Origin of the sequence: Paraglaciecola mesophila, assembly GCF_009906955.1 — a bacterium.
GTDB classification, from domain to species: domain Bacteria; phylum Pseudomonadota; class Gammaproteobacteria; order Enterobacterales; family Alteromonadaceae; genus Paraglaciecola; species Paraglaciecola mesophila_A.
In genome coordinates this window covers 957572-976789 of sequence record NZ_CP047656.1, presented here as the reverse complement: position 1 = coordinate 976789, position 19218 = coordinate 957572, and the positions used below count along the sequence as shown (strand labels likewise).

General features: G+C 43.9%; 17 protein-coding genes. 14 read left to right on the top strand and 3 right to left on the bottom strand.

Annotated features, from left to right (window positions below):
* Positions 1 to 146 precede the first annotated feature (146 nt).
* Entirely contained in the window at positions 147 to 812 is a 666-nt protein-coding gene (locus FX988_RS04095; RefSeq protein ID WP_160178462.1) for an HAD family hydrolase, read from the bottom strand.
* Positions 805 to 1524, bottom strand: a complete 720-nt coding sequence (ubiG, locus tag FX988_RS04090; protein ID WP_160178461.1) for a bifunctional 2-polyprenyl-6-hydroxyphenol methylase/3-demethylubiquinol 3-O-methyltransferase UbiG — start codon at positions 1522 to 1524, stop codon at positions 805 to 807. Before ubiG ends, FX988_RS04095 begins: the two co-directional genes overlap by 8 nt.
* A 280-nt stretch (positions 1525 to 1804) precedes the next feature.
* Here ubiG and gyrA point away from each other — a divergent pair, with 280 nt between their 5' ends.
* From gyrA to pyrF, 9 genes are all read left to right on the top strand, one after another.
* Complete coding sequence (gene gyrA / locus FX988_RS04085) at positions 1805 to 4498, top strand: DNA topoisomerase (ATP-hydrolyzing) subunit A (protein ID WP_160178460.1); 2694 nt, start codon at positions 1805 to 1807, stop codon at positions 4496 to 4498.
* 100 nt (positions 4499 to 4598) lie between these two features.
* Positions 4599 to 5684, top strand: a complete 1086-nt coding sequence (gene serC, locus FX988_RS04080; protein WP_160178459.1) for a 3-phosphoserine/phosphohydroxythreonine transaminase — start codon at positions 4599 to 4601, stop codon at positions 5682 to 5684.
* A gap of 1 nt (position 5685) precedes the next feature.
* On the top strand, positions 5686 to 6975 hold the full coding sequence (gene aroA / locus FX988_RS04075; protein WP_160178458.1) for a 3-phosphoshikimate 1-carboxyvinyltransferase: 1290 nt from the start codon (positions 5686 to 5688) through the stop codon (positions 6973 to 6975).
* Between the two features lie 125 nt (positions 6976 to 7100).
* The gene (gene cmk, locus FX988_RS04070; RefSeq protein WP_160178457.1) at positions 7101 to 7778 is read left to right on the top strand and encodes a (d)CMP kinase; all 678 of its coding nucleotides are present in this window, start codon (positions 7101 to 7103) and stop codon (positions 7776 to 7778) included.
* A gap of 123 nt (positions 7779 to 7901) precedes the next feature.
* A complete protein-coding gene (rpsA, locus tag FX988_RS04065) occupies positions 7902 to 9575 on the top strand; it encodes a 30S ribosomal protein S1 (protein ID WP_039992213.1) in 1674 nt (557 codons plus the stop codon).
* Positions 9576 to 9648: 73 nt separating this feature from the next.
* Complete coding sequence (ihfB, locus tag FX988_RS04060) at positions 9649 to 9939, top strand: integration host factor subunit beta (RefSeq protein WP_006991151.1); 291 nt, start codon at positions 9649 to 9651, stop codon at positions 9937 to 9939.
* 174 nt (positions 9940 to 10113) lie between these two features.
* The gene (locus FX988_RS04055; protein WP_160178456.1) at positions 10114 to 10383 is read left to right on the top strand and encodes a LapA family protein; all 270 of its coding nucleotides are present in this window, start codon (positions 10114 to 10116) and stop codon (positions 10381 to 10383) included.
* A 2-nt stretch (positions 10384 to 10385) separates the two neighbouring features.
* On the top strand, positions 10386 to 11555 hold the full coding sequence (gene lapB / locus FX988_RS04050) for a lipopolysaccharide assembly protein LapB (protein ID WP_160178455.1): 1170 nt from the start codon (positions 10386 to 10388) through the stop codon (positions 11553 to 11555).
* A gap of 6 nt (positions 11556 to 11561) precedes the next feature.
* Positions 11562 to 12257, top strand: a complete 696-nt coding sequence (gene pyrF, locus FX988_RS04045) for an orotidine-5'-phosphate decarboxylase (protein WP_160178454.1) — start codon at positions 11562 to 11564, stop codon at positions 12255 to 12257.
* 132 nt (positions 12258 to 12389) lie between these two features.
* Here the strand turns inward: pyrF and ald are convergent, their stop codons facing one another.
* On the bottom strand, positions 12390 to 13520 hold the full coding sequence (gene ald / locus FX988_RS04040) for an alanine dehydrogenase (RefSeq protein WP_160178453.1): 1131 nt from the start codon (positions 13518 to 13520) through the stop codon (positions 12390 to 12392).
* Between the two features lie 162 nt (positions 13521 to 13682).
* On the opposite strand from ald, the gene lrp reads away from it, so the two are divergent.
* From lrp to crcB, 5 genes are all read left to right on the top strand, one after another.
* The gene (gene lrp, locus FX988_RS04035; protein WP_007986535.1) at positions 13683 to 14168 is read left to right on the top strand and encodes a leucine-responsive transcriptional regulator Lrp; all 486 of its coding nucleotides are present in this window, start codon (positions 13683 to 13685) and stop codon (positions 14166 to 14168) included.
* A 125-nt stretch (positions 14169 to 14293) separates the two neighbouring features.
* On the top strand, positions 14294 to 16825 hold the full coding sequence (locus FX988_RS04030; RefSeq protein ID WP_160178452.1) for a DNA translocase FtsK: 2532 nt from the start codon (positions 14294 to 14296) through the stop codon (positions 16823 to 16825).
* 21 nt (positions 16826 to 16846) lie between these two features.
* Entirely contained in the window at positions 16847 to 17488 is a 642-nt protein-coding gene (gene lolA, locus FX988_RS04025) for an outer membrane lipoprotein chaperone LolA (RefSeq protein ID WP_254700717.1), read from the top strand.
* Positions 17488 to 18825: a replication-associated recombination protein A gene (locus FX988_RS04020; protein ID WP_160178450.1), complete on the top strand. Its 1338-nt coding sequence runs from the start codon at positions 17488 to 17490 to the stop codon at positions 18823 to 18825. The genes lolA and FX988_RS04020 overlap by 1 nt, the downstream gene beginning before the upstream one ends.
* A complete protein-coding gene (gene crcB, locus FX988_RS04015) occupies positions 18826 to 19209 on the top strand; it encodes a fluoride efflux transporter CrcB (RefSeq protein ID WP_160178449.1) in 384 nt (127 codons plus the stop codon).
* Positions 19210 to 19218 lie beyond the last annotated feature (9 nt).

Sequence of the window (19218 nt, the reverse complement as noted above, 5' to 3'; positions counted from 1 at the left end):
ATTCTCTTTGCGTGTATAGGGAATGCAAGATCATTTTTAGGAAAATTTTTCCATTAAACTTTTTTAATCGAAAAAAATAGTTATTATAATTTCACGATATATAGTGCTTCTTAGTTTCAAAAACCACTATATATCGTGTTTGTACATCAAAGATGTTTTAGCATGGCTTGCGGCTGATCTATGTATAGATCTGCGTTCCAGGTCTCTGATCTGTGTTCTGGGCCAATATAGCCGTAGTTAGCAACGACACTGGTCATATTGGCGGCGATGGCCGCATCAATGTCGCGCTTGGCATCACCAATATACCAACATTCACTTGGGGCAATTTGCATGATTTTTGCGGCATGAATAAGAGGCAAGGGATCGGGTTTACGTTTTGCCAAAGTGTCGCCACTAATGACCACTTGGCAGTTAGCAAATTCATCAAAATTTGGCAGCAATAACTCAGTCAGCCATTGAGGCTTATTCGTCACGATCCCCCAGGGAATGTTATCTTCATCTAAACGGGCAAGTAACTCCTTAATCCCGTCAAAAGAAACCGTATCGATGCAAATCTCTTGCTCGTAGCGATCAAGAAATAACGCCCTGAGTGCTTCAACATCAAAATCTGCTAGTTTTTCACCAAAACCGATTTCCAGCAGGCCTTGAGAGCCATCTGAGGCAATATTGCGATATACCTCAAATTCACAAGGAGGCATTTCGTGCTGTAGCAATACCCAATTAAGCGCATTGCCTAAGTCTCTCGCGGTATCTAGTAAGGTGCCGTCTAAATCGAACAATACCCCTTTGGGCGAGGGCAACATCTTATGCATCAGCACTGTGTTGACAATGTACGATGTAATTCACATCAACATTTTTGTCAGATAAGTAAAATTGTTGTGTGAGTGGACTGACATGCAATCCCGTCATGTGTTTTGCCATTAAAGGGGTGTTATCAACCCAACTTAGTAACTCTGATGGTTTAATAAATTTGTCGTGGTTGTGAGTATCTTTTGGTACCAGTTTAAGAATGTGTTCAGCACCTAGTATGGCCATCAAATAGGATTTGATGTTGCGATTGAGCGTAGAGAAAAAAACCATGCCGCCAGGTTTGACTAATCGACTGCAGGCTTCAACCACAGATGATGGGTCAGGCACATGTTCAAGCATCTCCATACACGTCACTACGTCAAACTGTCCAGCGTGGGCACTGGCAAATTCTTCTGCAGTAGATTGTTGATAATCAATGCTCAATTCTGACTCAAGACAGTGCAAACGGGCAACTTCAAGTGGCGCTTCACCCATATCAATTCCGGTAACATCAGCTCCAGCGCGAGCCATACTTTCAGCTAAAATGCCGCCGCCGCAACCCACATCAATAACCTTTTTTCCACCTAGCCCTTGGGTACGCTGCACAATATAATCGGTTCTAAGGGGGTTAATCGTATGTAAGGGTTTAAATTCCCCTTTGAGGTCCCACCAACGAGATGCCAAATCGGCAAATTTTTGTATTTCTTGATGGTCAACATTTTGCGCTGAGTTCATATTGCGGTCCAAAAATTCGAATTTCGCTATTATAGCCAGCATGTATTAAAGCTGGCTAGCGCAATATATGCGGTTTTTTAGCGTCTTTGGCTACTATATGAGCGGATCCTATCTATTTATTTTTTACGGTCAGTGTTAGAATCCCAAGGCTCGACAATACGAAATTCCAGAGTTAATCGTTGACTGCTATTTTGAGGCCTAGCTCAAATATGCAGACGCGGATTGTAAATTTTATGTCTAATTCTATTTCTAATAATAATGACTAGGGACAAGGCTGTATATGACTGATCACGCCCAAGAAATTCTTCCTATTAACATTGAAGAAGAACTTAAAAATTCTTATCTTGATTACGCCATGAGCGTAATTGTAGGCAGGGCGCTGCCTGATGTAAGAGATGGCTTAAAGCCCGTGCATCGCCGGGTTTTGTTCGCTATGAACGAGCTGAAAAACGACTTCAACAAACCTTACAAAAAATCGGCACGTGTTGTCGGTGATGTTATCGGTAAATACCACCCACACGGAGACTCGGCTGTTTACGATACGATTGTACGTATGGCGCAACCGTTTTCTTTACGTTATATGTTGGTTGACGGCCAAGGTAACTTCGGTTCAGTTGATGGTGACTCAGCAGCGGCAATGCGTTACACCGAAATCCGTATGGCGAAAATATCCCACGAATTATTAGCGGATTTAGAAAAAGAAACCGTCGATTTCGTTCCTAATTATGACGGTACTGAGTTTATTCCTGATGTCTTGCCTACCAAGGTACCTAATTTATTAATTAACGGTTCGTCAGGTATCGCGGTTGGTATGGCAACCAACATTCCACCACATAACTTAACGGAAGTCGTAAATGGATGTATCGCCTTAATTGATAAGCCTGAGCTGTCCATTGAAGAGTTGATGGAGTATATCCCAGGACCAGATTTCCCAACTGCTGCCTTTATTAGTGGTCGAAAAGGAATAGAAGAAGCTTATCGCACTGGTCGCGGCAAAATATACATGCGCGCCCGTGCTGAGATTGAGCGTGAAGATAATGGTAAAGAAACCATTATTGTTCATGAGATCCCGTACCAAGTTAACAAAGCGCGTCTGATTGAAAAAATTGCCGAGCTGGTTAAAGAAAAGAAAATCGAAGGCATTTCCGCTTTACGTGATGAGTCAGATAAAGACGGCATGCGTATTGTTGTTGAAGTAAAACGTAATGAGTCTGGGGAAGTATTACTTAACCATTTGTATTCACAAACACAAATGCAAACTGTGTTCGGGATCAATATGGTGGCGTTGGATAAGACTCAGCCGAAAGTATTCAACCTACTAGAGATTCTACAAGCCTTTATACTGCATCGCCGAGAAGTGGTGACGCGTCGTACGGTTTTCGAACTGAAAAAAGCTCGTGAACGTGCCCATATTCTTGAAGGCTTAGCCATTGCCTTGGCTAACATTGACCCAATTATCGCATTGATTAAAGCATCGAAAAGCCCCTCTGACGCCAAAGTATCCTTGACGGCGCAAGGCTGGCAGCTTGGTGATGTATCTGAAATGCTTGAACGTGCAGGCAATGATGCAGCTCGTCCTGATTGGTTAGAGCCTGAGTTTGGTATTCGTGATGGCCTGTACTATTTAACAGAGCAGCAAGCGCAAGCAATTCTTGACTTACGTTTGAATAAATTAACGGGTCTTGAACACGAAAAAATTCTTTCTGAGTACAAAGAGTTATTAGACCTGATTGCAGAATTGCTGCATATATTAGGCAGCCCCGAGCGTTTGATGGAAGTTATTCGTGAAGAGCTTGAAAAAATTCGTGATGAGTTTGGTGATGAACGCCGTACTGAAATTACAGCTGCGTCACATGATATTGATATCGAAGATTTAATAGAGCGTGAAGAGGTGGTGGTAACACTATCTCGAGAGGGCTATGTTAAGTATCAAAAACTCAATGATTATGAGTCTCAGCGTCGTGGTGGGAAAGGTAAGTCTGCGACCAAGATGAAAGAAGAAGATTTCATCGAGAAGCTGTTGGTAGCCAATACACATGATCACATTTTGTGTTTCTCTACTCGTGGCCGTTTGTATTGGTTGAAGGTATATCAATTGCCATTGGCGAGCCGTAATGCACGTGGTCGTCCGATCGTTAATATTTTACCGCTTGAAGAGAACGAACGCATTACCGCTATCTTACCTATTCAAGAATTCGAAGAAGGTAAGTATGTATTAATGGCTACAGCGAATGGAACCGTGAAGAAAACGGCCTTGGTGCAGTACTCACGTCCTCGTGCGAACGGCATTATTGCAGTTAACCTGAATGACGGCGATGAGTTGATTGGCGTAGATATTACCGATGGTAGCAGTGATGTCATGTTGTTCTCTGACGCGGGTAAAGTGGTTCGCTTTAACGAGAAAGCACGTGATTCGGAAACCGGCGCGGTCAAAATTGACCCTGAAACAGGCGAAGAAATCTTAGCGCTTCGCCCCATGGGTAGAACGGCAACAGGCGTACGCGGTATTCGCTTACAAGAAGGGCAACGAGTTGTGTCGTTGATTGTTCCTCAAGGCGATGGTGCGATCCTTACGGCCACAGAAAATGGTTTTGGTAAGCGCACCCCAGTTGAAGACTACCCTGCGAAAAGCCGAGCGACACAAGGTGTGGTGTCAATTAAGGTATCTGAGCGTAACGGTAAAGTTGTTGGTGCTGTTCAGGTCAATGAGAGCGATGAAATTATGCTTATCAGTGACCAAGGTACCCTAGTACGTACCCGCGTTGGTGAAGTGTCTACCGTTGGTCGTAATACCCAAGGTGTACGTTTGATACGTACGGGAGCAGACGAACATGTTGTTGGTTTGCAACGCATTGACGAAGTCGAAGAGTTAGAAGAAGAGCTCGAGGTATTAAGCGAAGGTGACGAGACAGTCGAAGCTGCTGCAACAGACGTGGAAAACACCACGGATGAAGATCCTCAAAACGAAGAATAAAGCCCGTAGACGCTAAGGTAGGCGACATGCTTACCTTAGCCTCCTACAGTTTGTTAAAACGAGCGGCTTAGCCGCTCTTTTTGTATCGGAAAAATAGAGAATGACCAAGGTTTACAATTTTTGCGCCGGACCGGCCATGTTACCCGAAGCTGTAATGCAGCAAGCTCAAAGTGAATTCATCAATTGGCAGAGCCAAGGTTGTTCGGTGATGGAAATGAGCCACCGCAGTAAAGAGTTTATTGCCCTTGCCGAAACGGCAGAGCAAGATCTGCGGGATTTATTAAACATTCCTAATAACTACAAAGTATTGTTTACTCATGGTGGTGGTCGTGGGCAATTTTCTGCTGTTCCTCTTAATTTGTCTAAAGAGGGTGATAGTGCAGATTACATCGTTAGCGGCTCGTGGTCTAAAAGCGCGGTAGATGAAGCGCAAAAGTATGTTAACGTGAATATCGCTGCAACTACGACCAATGAAGACGGTTTGGTGGCGATGCCCGAACAGAACAGCTGGAAACTAAACCCAGATGCTGCATACGTACACTACTGCCCGAATGAAACGGTAGATGGAGTTGAAATTAATTGGATACCTGAAACAGGGGACATCCCGTTAGTCGCGGATATGTCATCGAATATTTTATCGCAACCAATTGATGTGAGTAAGTTCGGCGTTATCTATGCTGGCGCGCAGAAAAATATTGGTCCGTCGGGTTTATCTGTTGTGATAGTAAGAGATGATTTACTTGAAAAAGCACGCTCAGTTACTCCAGCGATTTTTGATTACACCATCATCGCTAAACATGACTCTATGTATAACACACCGCCAACATTCGCTTGGTACTTAGCAGGGCTGGTTTTCAAATGGCTCAAAGAACAAGGTGGTGTTAAAGCAATGGCTGAGCGAAATAAAGCCAAATCTGATTTGCTTTACGGGTGTATCGACAGCCTAGCATTTTACACCAATAACGTTGCGCCTGAATATCGCTCACGCATGAATGTGACCTTTCATTTGAAAAATGCTGAGCTAGATAAACAATTTTTAGCCGAAGCTGAAGCAGCTGGACTAAAAGCGTTAAAAGGCCATCGTATTGTTGGTGGAATGCGCGCCAGTATCTACAATGCAATGCCAATTGAAGGGGTGCAAGCCTTGGTTAGCTTCATGCAAGATTTTGCCAAGAGGAATGGTTAATATGAGTCGTTCCGCTCCTTTATTACTCAACCCGATCAGTGCCATTTCAGGTACAGTAAATGTACCAGGCTCTAAAAGCTTATCTAATCGCGCTTTGTTACTTGCCGCAGTTGCAAAAGGTGAAACGCATCTAACGAATTTGCTCGACAGTGAAGATATTCGCCACATGCTAAAAGCATTAACTCAGTTGGGTGTCGAATATCGTTTATCAGATGATAAAACAGAATGTTGGGTGCAAGGTCTAGGACAAGGGTTTAGCGTAGACACGGTGCAGACATTATTTTTAGGTAATGCAGGTACTGCCATGCGTCCACTATGCGCGGTACTAGCTACATCAAACGGTGAATTCGAGTTAACGGGCGAGCCTAGAATGGAAGAGCGTCCTATTGGTGCCTTAGTTGACGCTTTGCGCCAAGCGGGAGCCGAGATTAGTTATTTAAAAAATGACGGCTACCCACCGTTAAAAATGAAGGGCAGGGCGCTGAAAGGCGGAAAGATCAGCGTGGAAGGTACGGTATCTAGCCAATTTTTAACAGCATTGCTAATGGCTGCCCCTTTGTTTGAATCTGACAGTGACATTCATATTGTTGGTGAGTTGGTCTCTAAACCGTATATTGATATTACACTCAATACCATGGCGCAATTTGGTATAACAGTTGAAAACAATAACTACCAAAGCTTCACTGTTAAAGGCAATCAACAGTACCAAGCTGCTGGCGATTTTTTGGTTGAAGGCGACGCGTCATCCGCTTCTTACTTTTTAGCCGCTGGTGCGATTAAAGGTGGCACGGTGCGTGTTACTGGCGTAGGGAAGAAGAGCATCCAAGGGGATATTCGATTCGCCGATGTACTCGAAAAAATGGGCGCGAAAATCACATGGGGCGACGACTACATTGATGTCACTGGCGCACCGTTGACAGCGATTGACATGGATATGAATCATATTCCTGATGCCGCGATGACCATTGCAACAACGGCGTTATTTGCCGAAGGTACAACGTCAATTCGTAACATTTATAATTGGCGTGTTAAAGAAACTGACCGGTTAGCCGCTATGGCTTGCGAGCTACGTAAAGTCGGAGCGGATGTTATTGAAGGGCACGATTACATCACTATTACACCACCAAAGCAGTTGATTCAAACAGACATAGATACCTACGATGATCACCGGGTTGCCATGTGCTTTTCATTGGTTGCTCTGAGTGATACACCTGTCACGATTAACGATCCTGACTGTACCGCTAAAACCTTCCCTGATTACTTTACTCGGTTAAAGCAGATCAGCGGCTAAAATACTGACCACTGTAAACAAGGTGTTTTGTTTACAGTGGTCACAATAATGTAAACTTGCTTACATTGCTTATCTAAATTCAACGGGTATAATTGCGCGCGATTTTCATTAGCTCAGGAGAGAGCATGCAATTATTTCCCGTCATCACAGTAGATGGCCCGAGTGGAGCTGGTAAGGGCACAGTAAGCACCTTATTGGCCAATCGTTTAGGTTGGCACTTCCTAGACAGTGGCGCAATCTATCGTGTTTTGGCTATCGCCTCTATCCATCATCAGATCGATCCAAGTGACGAGGCCGGCTTATTGCCTTTAGCGTCAGGGTTAGATGTAAATTTTGAACCTGCTGAGCATGGCTGTAAGGTGATCCTAGAAGGCGAAGATGTCAGCGACGACATTCGTACTGAAGAGGTGGGCTCGGTAGCGTCAAAAGTGGCGTCACTTCCTAGCATTCGTGAAGCGTTACTGCGCCGTCAGCGAGCGTTTAAAGAAGCACCGGGACTCGTTGCCGATGGGCGTGATATGGGCACGATTGTGTTTCCTGAAGCTGACGTTAAAATATTCTTGACTGCCAGCGCGCAAGAGCGCGCCAACCGTAGATTTAATCAGTTGAAAAAATCTGGCCGTGATGTTAGCATATTGCGCCTTTTGGCTGACATAGAGGCTCGTGACGAGCGCGATTCAAATCGCAGCGTAGCGCCCTTAACCCCAGCAAAAGATGCTCTTATTGTTGATTCTACTGAATTGTCGATAGAGCAAGTACTTGAAAAGATTACTGAATTTGCAAATTCTAAGATTGAGATTTAATTTTAGGCCTAGCAGTATTTAGTTCGTAAACTGCCCAACATCAGGATGAAGTTGGCAATGAATAACAACCCCACGTTAGCCGGATTGCAGTGTGGATGTCAAAATGAAACAAATAACTTAACTATGACTGAAAATTTTGCTCAACTATTTGAAGAAAGCTTAAAAGAAATCGAAACCCGTCCAGGTGCAATTGTTAAAGGTACTATCGTATCTATCGACAAAGACATCGTACTTGTAGACGCAGGGTTAAAATCTGAAAGCGCGATCCCAGCTGAACAATTCCGTAATGCTGACGGTACACTAGATGTTGAAATCGGCGACCAAGTTGATGTTGCTCTAGACGCAATTGAAGACGGTTTCGGTGAAACAATCTTGTCTCGCGAAAAAGCTAAACGTCACGAAGCCTGGGTTGAGCTAGAAAAAGCTTACGATGACAAAGAAACGATTAAAGGTGTTATCAATGGTAAGGTCAAAGGTGGCTTTACGGTTGAAGTGAATACAGTTCGTGCATTCTTACCTGGTTCATTGGTTGACGTACGCCCAGTACGCGATACTACTCATCTTGAAGGTAAAGAACTGGAATTCAAAGTTATCAAGCTTGATGCTAAGCGTAACAACGTGGTTGTTTCACGTCGTGCGGTTATCGAAGCAGAAAGCAGCGCAGAGCGTGATCAACTTCTTGCTAACCTTGAAGAAGGTCATGAAGTTAAAGGTATCGTTAAGAACCTTACTGATTACGGTGCGTTCGTTGATCTTGGTGGTGTTGATGGTCTTCTACACATTACTGATATGGCTTGGAAACGCGTTAAGCACCCAAGTGAAATCGTTAATGTTGGTGACGAAATCAACGTTAAAGTCCTTAAGTTCGACAAAGAAAAATCTCGTGTTTCATTAGGTATGAAGCAAATGGGCAACGATCCTTGGCAAGAAATAGCAGAACGTTACCCTGAAGGTTCTAAATTGAGCGGTGCAGTCACTAACCTAACTGACTACGGTTGTTTCGTTGAAATCGAAGACGGTGTTGAAGGTCTAGTTCACGTATCTGAAATGGATTGGACTAACAAAAACATTCACCCATCTAAAGTAGTTAACTTGGGTGACACTGTTGAAGTGATGGTTCTTGAAATTGACGAAGAGCGTCGTCGTATTTCTCTTGGTCTTAAACAATGTAAACCTAACCCATGGGAAGAGTTTGCTAAGGCACAGAGCAAAGGCGATAAAGTTAGCGGTAAGATTAAGTCTATCACTGACTTCGGTATCTTCATCGGTCTTGACGGCGGCATCGACGGTCTAGTTCACTTGTCTGACATTTCTTGGAATAAGACTGGCGAAGACGCTGTTCGTGAATACAAGAAAGGCGACGAGATCTCTGCTGTTGTTTTACAAGTTGACCCAGAGCGTGAGCGTATCTCTCTAGGCGTTAAGCAGATTGAAGAAGATCCGTTTAACCAATACCTGACAGATACCAAGAAAGGTACTATCGTTGTTGGTACTGTGACTGAAGTTGACGCGAAAGGCGTAACTGTTAAACTTGCAGAAGAAGTTGAAGGTTATATCCGTGTAACTGATTTAGCACGTGAACGCGTTGAAGATGCATCAGAAGTTGCGTCTGTAGGCGACGAAATCGAAGCTAAATTCATGGGCGTTGACCGTAAGAATCGCATCGTTAACTTGTCTGTTAAAGCGAAAGATCAAGCAGATGAGAAAGAAGCACTTGACAAAGTTAACCAACAAGAAGAAGTTGGTTTTGCTAATGCATTTGCTGAAGCCTTTAAAGCGGCGAAGAGCGAAGATTAATCAATTTTTCGGTGCGCATTATGCGCACCAATGAATTTTCACAACGTACTTAATATATTGAAGGAGAGTTTTAATGACAAAGTCAGAACTTATCGAAAGACTAGCGGATAAAGCCCGTCACGTACCTTCAAGAGACGTTGAGTTGGCTATCAAAGAAATGCTAGAGCAAATGGCACAAACCTTACAAAAAGGTGAGCGCATCGAAATCCGCGGATTTGGAAGTTTCTCTTTGCATTACCGCGCACCTCGCGTGGGTCGTAATCCTAAAACCGGTGAGACGGTTGAGTTAGATGGTAAACATGTACCTCACTTCAAACCAGGTAAAGAATTACGAGAAAGGGTCAATGAAGATTTAATTGCTTGATTTATCTCTAAATCATTAAAACGGCACTCCAATTGGGGTGCCGTTTTTGTTAGAGTGTAGTAAATTATGAATAGCTTTTAAAAGTCGTTGATAGAGATATTTGATTCAGGAACGAATAAAGTATGTTTATCAATTAGAATGTGAAATGCAATGCCCATTAGGAGGCAAATAAGTATGAAGTTGAAGGGATTGCTATCTCTTATTGCTGTATTAGTCTTGCTGATTGTCGGTGGCTTTATTGGTTCTCAAAATACCCACAGCGTTATGGTCAACTATCTCATTGCCCAGAGTGAATTACGTGTGTCTCTTCTTATGTTGATTGTTTTTTTGTGCGGCGTATTCTTTAGCATTATTGTGTTTTCACTGTATATATTACGCTTAAAGTGGCGGGTTGTGAGTTTAGAGCGACAACTTAAAAAATCAAATCGCGTTGAATCTGCTTAATTATGCTTGAACTACTATTTTTACTATTGCCGGTTGCCGCTGGATATGGCTGGGTAATGGGGCGTAATAGTGTGCGCCAAGCGCAGCGTAAACAGTCAAGCATATTATCTAAACATTATTACAAAGGCTTAAATTTTCTTCTATCTGATGAGCCTGATAAGGCCGTTGATACTCTGATTAAAATGATTAATCTTGATAGTGATACGGTTGAAACCCATATTGCTATGGGCAAGTTTTTTCGCCACAGAGGCGAGTTAGACCGAGCCATCCGTGTGCATCAAAATCTTGTGAGCAAAGAGCAAATTTCACCCGCTCAACGAGAGTCTGCGCTTAAAGAATTAGGCAAAGACTACGTGCTTGCCGGTTTTTTGGAACGAGCAGAAAACGCATTTCTGCAACTATTAAACTCAGACAAACACTTCTTAGATGCCCAGCAACAGCTTTTTGATATCTATCAGGCCACTAAGGAATGGGGGAGGGGAATAGAGCTTGCTGAAAATATGATGGAAAATCATGGTGATAGTGATGAGCTATGTATTCGTATCTCTCATTTTTATTGTGAGCAAGCGGCTATTTATGTACGCAAAAATGAATTGAACTTAGCCGAAAAAACCTTACAAAAAGCTATTATGGCTGATCAAAACACGGTAAGACCTTGGCTGATGCTTGGTCAAATTGCCATTAGCCAAGAGCAATATCAAACGGCTATTGAGTATTTGCAGCAAGTGCCATTACGTGACATATCTTGGTTGAGTGAAGCGATTCCATTGATTGAACAAAGTTGTGCAGCACTAAATGATACTTCCCAGTTAGAGGCTATTTTGAATGAATATTGGCAGCAGTGTGCTACATCATATCTGTCAAAAGTTAAACTCATGGCTCGTCAGGGGTTAACCAAAGAAGCGGCTGATGTATTGCTAGACCAATTGCGTAAGCACCCCACCATGAAAGGCTTTAAAACCTTAATGGGGTTGTATATCGAACAACAAGCACCTGATGAGTCTATGAGTAGCCTGGTGCTATTAAAAGAATTGGTAGAAGAACAAATTAAGCAACGCCCTAAATACCGATGCAATAGCTGTGGTTTTTCCGGCGGGCAAATTCATTGGCTGTGTCCATCGTGTAAAAAGTGGGGCCAAGTTAAACCTATTAAAGGCTTAGACGGAGAGTAAAGGTTAATGCAAGATCCGAAAGTGGTTATCGCACTTGATTTTGATGTAAAAAAAGAAGCACTCGATTTTGTTGATAGAATTGACCCATCCCAATGCCGTTTGAAAGTAGGCAAAGAAATGTTCACCTATTTTGGTCCAGATTTGGTTCGTACCTTGGTGGCAAAAAAGTTCGATGTATTTTTAGATCTCAAATTTCATGATATCCCCAATACCGTCGCCAAAGCGTGCATAGCCGCCGCAGATTTAGGCGTGTGGATGGTCAATGTGCATGCGTCAGGTGGCGAAGATATGATGATACGCGCTCGAGAAGGCTTAGCGCAATTTGGCCAAGATAAGCCTCATCTTATTGCGGTGACCGTTCTCACCAGTATGGATCAGACTCAGTTATCAAAAATTGCTATTCAATCTTCACCGATGGAGCACGTGTTGACCCTCGCATCGTTAACCAAGCAAGCGGGATTAGACGGCGTCGTGTGCTCTGCCCAAGAAGCAAAAATGCTAAAAGAATCGCTTGGTAAAGACTTCATGCTGGTTACACCCGGTATTCGCCCCCATGGCAGTGATGTAGGGGATCAAAAACGTATCATGACACCAAACGAAGCGATGAGCGTGGGGGTTGATTACATGGTCATTGGCCGCCCAATTACCCAAGCGAGTGATCCGGTTGCGGCACTTAACGCAATTAACGCGTCTATAGCCTAATTTATTAGCGTAGCCGTTTAGCACTGCATATTTTTAAACCGCAAAAGGGCACTGATGAAGAGTGCCCTTTTTTATTCTTAACCACAGTATAAACGCGCTTATCTGCTCAAGGCTGTTACGCGCTCAAGGCTGTTATGCGCCCAAGGCTGTTTTAGGATCGGTGTAAGTTAATCCCATGCTTTTACCCAGCGCATCGACTACTGCTTTGTAAGTGACTTTACCCTCATGCACATTTAATCCATTAAGCAAATGTGCATCATCTAACATTGCTTGTTTAGGTCCTTTATTGGCTAATGCTAGGCCAAAGGGCAGAGTGGCGTTGTTCAATGCCATGGTTGACGTTCGTGCTACGCCACCGGGCATGTTCGCTACGCAGTAATGTACAACTCCGTCTACCACATAAACGGGATCTTGGTGGGTAGTGGCTTTCGACGTTTCAAAACAGCCGCCTTGGTCAATCGCTACGTCAACCACTACCGAGCCTTCTTTCATGTTTTTAACATGCTCGCCAGTCAATAATTTAGGAGCTGCAGCACCAGGAATTAATACTGCGCCTACAACCAAATCAGCTTTTGATGAGTAATGTTCGATTGCGTCAACTGTAGAGAAAACCGTTTTAACTCGCCCATCGAAAATATCATCTAATTCACGTAAACGAGGTAAAGAGCGGTCTAAAATTGTTACGTCAGCGCCAAGTCCTAATGCCATTTTCGCTGAGTTAGTGCCAACAACACCACCACCGATGATCAATACTTTACCTGGAGCCACACCAGGTACACCGCCGAGCAATGTACCGCTGCCACCCTGGGCTTTTTCAAGATAATGTGCGCCTGCCTGCACGGCCATGCGCCCAGCCACTTCACTCATTGGAGCGAGTAAAGGCAATGCGTTACGATTATCGGTAACGGTTTCATAGGCGATACAGGTCGCGCCTGATGCGATTAACAATTCTGTTTGTTTTGGATCCGGAGCCAAGTGTAAGTAAGTATATAGTGTCTGGCCTTTACGCAACATTTTACACTCGTTTTCTTGGGGCTCTTTTACTTTAACGATCATCTCTGCTTTAGCAAAAACGGTCGCTGCGTCGGGGGCAATCTCAGCGCCAGCTGCGATAAATTCGTCGTTGGTAAAGCCAATGGCGGTACCCGCATTGTCTTCAACTAATACTTGATGTCCATGTACAACAAACTCTTTAACAGCGGCAGGTGTGAGACCTACGCGATATTCGTGGTTTTTAATTTCTTTTGGTACACCAATTAGCATAAATTTTCCTTTGACGGTTAAACCTAAGGGGCTGCCCTAGGGGGATTGAATGCGGTATTGCATAGTGAGCGAAGTATAAGTGAAGGTTCGAAGAAAATTATTCTGAAGATTACATGCTTTAAGTATAAAATAGGGTTAAATTAATAATTTTCAGTATTATCTATGTTAATCAAAACACCAAAACATCTTGATCGAATCGATCGGAACATTTTAAGTGAACTACAAAAAAACGGTCGCTTATCAAATATTGATTTGGCAAATAAGGTAGGGTTAAGCGCAAGCCCCTGTTTAGAAAGGGTTAAAAGGCTAGAAGCTCAGGGATATATATTGGGGTACCACGCGCGAGTTGACCCACAAAAACTGGGTGCAGCTATGTTGGTGTTCGTCGAAATTACCTTAACGAAAACATCCCCTGATATTTTTGAACTATTTTCTGCTGCGGTTAAACAACACGAAGACATCCAAGAATGCCACTTAGTATCTGGGGATTTCGATTTTTTGCTGAAAGCGCGGGTGGCAGATATGTCAACGTATCGTAAGTTACTTGGTGATACTTTACTAAGATTACCTGGGGTTAATGAATCCAGAACCTATGTTGTGATGGAAGAAGTAAAAGACACGACTATTGTGAAAATTAATCAACGATGAACTGTTCCACAGTAGATTGTTCAAATACTGGGCATAAGCACGCTGTTGTCTAGGATTTTGACCGAAGCACTGGTATCTTATACAGCATAATTTTATGCAGTAACCTTAAGTTGAAAGAAAACGTTATGGCAAGACTCACAGGTATCCAACGGATCATGGAAGTTGGCATGATGCTCAGTTGTGCATTCGCCTTTTTTTTACTTCTCGCATTGGCTTCTTTTCATCCTGCTGACCCAAGCTGGAGCCAGGCTGGTTTGCAAAGTGACATTCATAATTGGGTAGGGGCTATTGGTGCTTGGTTAGGGGACATATTATTTTTCACCTTCGGTTATATCGCCTATGTCTTTCCATTTACTGCGGCATTTGCGGGTTGGTTTATGTTTCAGCAACGCAAGCGTATATCTGAATTTGACTATTTAACCATAGGGTTACGTATTTTAGGCTTGTTGCTTGCCCTTGTTGGAGCGGCTGGCATTGCGAGTCTTAATTTTAATGACTTGTTTTATTTTTCAGCTGGAGGAATGTTAGGAGATGTTATTAGTGCATCACTTATTCCGTATCTTAACTTTGCTGGCACGGTGCTGATTTTACTTAGCTTATTTTGCACGGGCTTTACTTTCTTAACCGGTATTTCGTGGTTAACTGTTGTGGATAAAACCGGAGCTTTAGCTGTCGCATTTGCAACAGGTGCATGGGCACTTCCGCAAAAGATACAAGAAGCTCCCATGTTACGCCTTGGTTTTAATCGAGATAGCAAAGAAGATGACAGTACACCAGTTGCTCAAAGCTCACCTGCGGCCAGCCCGCCTCCTGTTTATTCTAGTAACCAAGCTCACCGCCGAGTGGAGCCAAGTGTGGCAGGATTTCCTAACGATGACGCTGAACCTAGCTTTAGTATTCCTGATGAAGTGTTATTTGAGCCAGAACCCAGTAAGGAAGATGCTAGCCCCATTTCAATCAGTGAATTGCGCGACAAAATTGGTTTTGGCCGCAAAAAGAAAGTAGAACAAGGGCAGCCAGTATCAGATGAACCGCCTACGCCTGCAACTGAACCAGCCCCGAGCAAAGCCCAAGGTAACAATGGGGTTTATGTATCGGATGATGTAAAAGCCAATCTTGAAGCACAGGCTGCGGCTAAAGCATTAGCGGATAGTAAGCCTCCTGAACCCATGCCTTCTTTTGATTTATTGCAACGTGCAGACAAGATCAAAAACCCGATTACGCCTGAAGAGTTAGAAATGGTTTCTCGCCTGCTCGAGGAAAAACTTAAAGACTTTAATATAGATGCACAGGTGGTGGGGGTTTATCCAGGGCCGGTCATTACTCGATTCGAAATGGACTTAGCCCCAGGGGTTAAAGTAAGCAAAATTACCGGTTTATCAAAAGATTTGGCCAGAGCCATGTCTGCAATTTCGGTGCGCGTAGTTGAGGTTATTCCAGGGAAATCTGTAATAGGTCTTGAGTTACCAAATAAAAAACGCGACATGGTACGGCTAAGTGAAGTAATAAGCTGCGATGCATTCCAATCTGCAGAGTCTGATTTAACCATGGTGCTAGGGGCGGATATTTCAGGCCAACCCGTTATTGTCGATTTAGCCAAAATGCCACATTTGTTGGTTGCTGGTACCACCGGTTCTGGTAAGTCGGTGGGAGTTAACGTCATGATCTTGAGCTTGTTGTACAAATCAACACCTGAAGATGTGCGCATGATCATGATTGACCCAAAAATGTTAGAGTTATCAGTGTACGAAGGCATACCGCATTTGTTGGCTGAAGTGGTAACTGATATGAAAGAAGCGGCCAATGCGTTGCGTTGGTGTGTCGGTGAAATGGAGCGACGCTATCGTTTAATGTCAGCCCTTGGGGTGCGGAATCTAAAGGGTTTCAACCAGAAAGTTCAAAAAGCCATTGCTGAAGGTCAGCCGATAAAAGATCCGCTTTGGAAGTCAGAAGAGAGCATGTTAACCGAAGCGCCTGATTTAGAAAAACTGCCAGCGATTGTTGTGGTAGTCGATGAGTTTGCCGATATGATGATGATTGTTGGCAAAAAAGTAGAAGAACTGATTGCCCGTATTGCACAAAAAGCGCGGGCTGCGGGTATTCATTTAGTACTTGCTACCCAGCGCCCATCGGTTGACGTAATCACTGGTTTGATAAAAGCCAATATTCCTACGCGTATTGCGTTTCAGGTGTCCTCAAAAATAGACTCACGGACCATTTTAGACCAGCAAGGGGCAGAAACTTTGCTCGGCATGGGCGACATGTTGTATTTACCTCCTGGAACAGGCGTACCGACTCGGGTACATGGTGCTTTTGTTGATGATCCTGAAGTGCACGCCGTGGTAGCTGATTGGAAGAGTCGTGGTGAACCGCAATACATAGATGAAATTCTTAATGGTGATACCAGTGCTGAGGTATTGCTACCAGGTGAACAACCTGAAGGTGGCGATCAAGAGTTTGACGTGTTTTACGATGAAGCCGTGTCGTTTGTCACCGAGTCAAGACGGGCGTCAGTGTCCAGTGTCCAGCGTAAATTTAGAATAGGTTACAATCGGGCAGCGCGGCTGGTCGAACAAATGGAACAAAGTGGTGTCGTAACGCCACCTGGGCACAACGGAAATCGCGAAGTGTTAGCGCCACCTCCGCCTAAAGATTAAATGATAGGTAATCAACAACGTATGAAAAAAATGAAATATAGCAGCGCGTTAGGCAAAGTATCGGTCATGTTGTGCTTAGCCATGGGTTTGGCCGTCAATGGCTATGCGCAGCAAACGGATGAAGACATGCTAAAAGCTCGCCTACAGGCGTTGCACTACTTCAGCGCCAACTTTACTCAGAAAGTGACAGACGCGAATCACGAAGTGCTACAAGAAGCAACAGGGGTGATAAAGCTCAAGCAGCCCAACAAGCTGTATTGGGAACTCGACCCACCCAATGAGAATATCTTGATAGCCGATGGGACTACTTTGTGGAATGTTGATCCTTTTGTCGAGCAAGTGACCGCGATAGACCAAGATCAAGCAGTAGCAAACAACCCTTTGATATTGCTAACCCAACCCAACAGTGATGCATGGAGTCACTTTACAGTATCTCATAGCAATAACACATTTCGTATTGATGCTAATCGCCCAGACTCTGCTGTTCACTCATTAGTGTTAGTGTTTGAAGGTGAGCAGTTAAGCTCAATGAGCATGCAAGATAGTCAGCAACAAATCAGCGATTTGTATTTTGATAATATTCAGCAGAATAAAACGCTAAACGATGACGTGTTTACGTTTAGTTTGCCTGAAGGATATGACCTGGACGATCAACGTAATTGATGAATCAAGGGTTCGATTTTAGCCATCAAGATGACCCAAGCTTTGCGCCATTGGCTGCACGAATGCGCCCGCAGAATATCGAGCAGTATTTTGGACAGCAGCATATTGTAGGCACGGGCAAGCCATTACGCAGCGCCATTGAGCGTGGTCATTGCCATTCGATGATCCTATGGGGGCCACCAGGCACAGGTAAAACCACGCTAGCGGAAATCATCGCCTTGCATTGCGATGCGCATATCGAGCGAATATCAGCGGTAACATCTGGCGTAAAAGACATTCGCAGCGCCATAGAACAAGCCAAACAAAATGCGCTCAGCCAAGCAAAGCGCACGATTTTATTTGTCGACGAAGTGCATCGGTTTAATAAGAGCCAGCAAGACGCGTTTTTACCGTTTATTGAAGATGGCACCATTACCTTTATTGGTGCGACAACGGAGAACCCTTCTTTTGAGCTAAACGGGGCATTGTTATCAAGAGCGCGGGTCTATGTGCTCAAATCGCTTACCCAAGACGACCTTACTGATATTGCTAAGCAAGCTTTACAAGATAAAACACGCGGCTTGGGCCAGTTATCTCTGCAAATCGAAGACAAGGGTATAGACCTGTTAACAGAGTTAGCCGGTGGTGATGCCAGGCGCTTATTAAATTATATTGAATTGGCCGCTGATTTTTCCAGTGAAGGCCATATTAGCCTCGCAGCGATTAAGGAAGCTGTTGGTGAGAAAGTCGCCCAATATGATAAAGGCGGCGATCAGTTTTACGATTTGATATCCGCGTTTCATAAATCAGTACGTGGCTCTTCACCCGACGGCGCATTGTATTGGTACGCACGCATGTTAAATGCTGGCTGCGACCCGCTTTATGTGGCTCGGCGTTTATTGGCCATTGCAACAGAAGACATTGGCAATGCGGACCCCCGAGCCATGGAGGTATGCTTAAACGCTTGGGATATATTCCAACGGGTTGGCCCCGCGGAAGGGGAGCGGGCCATAGCACAGGCGACTTTATATTGTGCAAGTGCAGCTAAAAGTAATGCTGTATACATCGCGTTTAAACAGGCTATGCGGGATGCTAAAACATTGCCAGATTACGAAGTGCCAAGCCATTTACGTAACGCACCCACCAAGTTAATGAAAGAAATGGGCTTTGGTGACGGGTATCGTTATGCCCATGATGAGCCAAATGCTTTCGCTGCGGGTGAAAGCTATTTACCCCCTGAGATGAAAGATACTCAATATTACTCGCCCAATGAAAGAGGGCTCGAGATTAAGCTGAAAGCGAAATTAGATTTTCTGACGGATTTAAACAACAAAAGCGCTCAAAAAAGGTACAAATAAATGCAGCATAGTTTTGCTATATACACATATATCGCGCTAGGGGGCGCAACGGGTGCCTGTTTACGCTTTTTTCTTTCTAGTTTGATGCTGCAATGGTTTGGCAAAGGATTTCCTTTTGGTACACTTCTGGTCAATATTGTAGGGTCGTTCAGTTTAGGACTACTCTATACGCTGATTGAACAAGGGCACCTCGAAATTGTTGTTTGGCGTACAGCCATTGGCATTGGTTTTTTGGGGGCGCTCACTACATTTTCGACGTTTTCGGTAGATACTCTCGTGTTGCTACAGCAGGGGATGTGGCTGAAAGGGGCGTTTAATATATTTATTAATATCACCTGCTGTTTATTTGCAGCATGGTTGGGTACACAACTAGTTAAAGGTTAAGTCAAACAA